General features: G+C 49.1%; 1 protein-coding gene. It reads left to right on the top strand.

Features of this window, described 5'->3' with window-relative positions; genetic code table 11:
• On the top strand, window positions 1–1,211 hold a 1,211-nt coding region (obgE, locus tag AC1DUA_RS35500), incomplete at its 5' end, for a GTPase ObgE (RefSeq protein WP_477504212.1).
• Between the last annotated feature and the right edge of the window lie 721 nt (window positions 1,212–1,932).

Genomic DNA, 1,932 nt, shown 5'->3' with positions numbered 1-1,932 from the left:
GTGGCCCGGCCGGTGGTGACGGAGGCAATGGCGGCGATGTTGTTTTTCGCGTCGACGAGGGCTTGCGTACACTAATGGATTTCCGCTATCAGAAGCATTTCAAGGCTGATCGCGGCGAGAAGGGCCGCAATAAGTCCATGCACGGCGCTAACGCGGAGGACATGATCGTTCGCATCCCGCCGGGTACAACCGTAATTAACGATGATACACAAGAAATCATCGCGGACTTAACGCGTCACGGCCAGGAAGTCGTTGTTGCCAAAGGCGGCCGCGGCGGTCGGGGCAACACACGATTCGTCACACAGCGCATTACAGCGCCAGAGATTGCCGAGAACGGCGAGGAAGGCGTAGAGCGCTGGGTGGTGCTGGAGATGAAAGTGATGGCCGACGTCGGCTTAGTCGGCTTCCCTAGCGTAGGGAAATCTACGCTGCTATCGGTTGTCTCTGCGGCGAAGCCCAAAATCGCAGCGTATCACTTTACAACCCTTACCCCGAATCTTGGGGTTGTCGATGTTGGTGACGGCCGCAGCTTCGTCATGGCGGACCTTCCTGGTTTGATTGAAGGCGCACACGAAGGCGTGGGCCTTGGTCATGAGTTTCTGCGTCACGTTGAACGGACGCGAGTTATCGTGCATGTCGTGGACATGTCCGCAGCTGATGGACGTGATCCTTACCAAGATTTCCTGATGATCAATGAGGAAATCAAGCTATATAATGCTAAATTGGAGCAGCGCCCACAAATCGTTGTTGCTAACAAAATGGACATGCCGGAGTCTGAGGATAATCTTGCCTTATTCAAGGAGCAACTTGCTGCTGATGGCAAAGAGCTCGCGGTGTATCCAATCTCGGCGTTAACTCGTGGCGGTGTGCAAGATCTTCTCTATAAGATTTCTGATATCGTAGAGAGCATTCCGCACGCTCCTGAAGTGGAAGGCGTAGCAGAGAAAGAAGAGCGTAAGGTGTATCGCTTCGAGAAACAAGAAGAGAATGATTACACCATTCGTCGCGTAAATGATGTCTTCGTGATCGAAAGTCCTTCGATTGAGAAGTTGATCAAACGTACGAACTTCAGCACGCAAGATGGCGTCTCACGGTTTGCTCGCATTTTGCGGAATATGGGGATCGATCAAGATTTGCGCAGCCGTGGTGCTGTGCACGGGCAGACGATTCAGATTGGTGATTTTGATTTTGAGTTTGACGAAAAGAGCTAATGGGAAGGGGCTGTTCCAAAAGGTCAATAGACCTTGAGGAATCAGCCCCTTGATCTAGGTTTAGGGCTGGATGACGGAGGGGTCATCGAATCCTAAAATAGGTATCCACAATGACYCTGAWGTCCGGCARCTAGAGGTCCACCATTYCTCTGAAAAAGCACATTTTCCACCTGTGGCGGGGMTACRGTCCGTTATTYTGCATTAACTGCAGGGCGCYGGGCCGTTCAACGATCTGCTYGAGGTGACCGATGACGGTGGGATGGTCTTGCGGAGATGACGCGCAAGGGGAAATCGTAGCGGATAATTGAACTAATTTGATGCAAAATGTGCAGTAAATTTTCGTATTATCGAGGGTTTCGGAGATAATCATGCATTTTGTGCAGTTAATCTCATCCATACCATCGAAAATAGAGCGATGTGGCTATATTTGATGCGCGTTTTACACCATTCCGTACCTATAGCTGGTTCAGATGCGAAATTACTGCACTTTTTACATCATGTACTACCATCAAGTGTACGTTGAAAAGGGGCTGTCCCAAACTAAAATGGCCGTCAGGCCATTTTAGTTTGGGACAGCCCTATTTTTATTATTTCCAAGACATCCTCACGAAAATCAGGTGAGATTTGTTGTTAATGTGGAGATTGATATAGGAATTAACTACCATTTACGTTATGTAAGTCCTGATTTATGTCACAATACTTGACATATAAACTGGAAAGC

It is taken from the genome of Paenibacillus sp. 01T422 (assembly GCF_056398785.1).
This window is presented reverse-complemented; position numbering and strand designations above follow the sequence as displayed.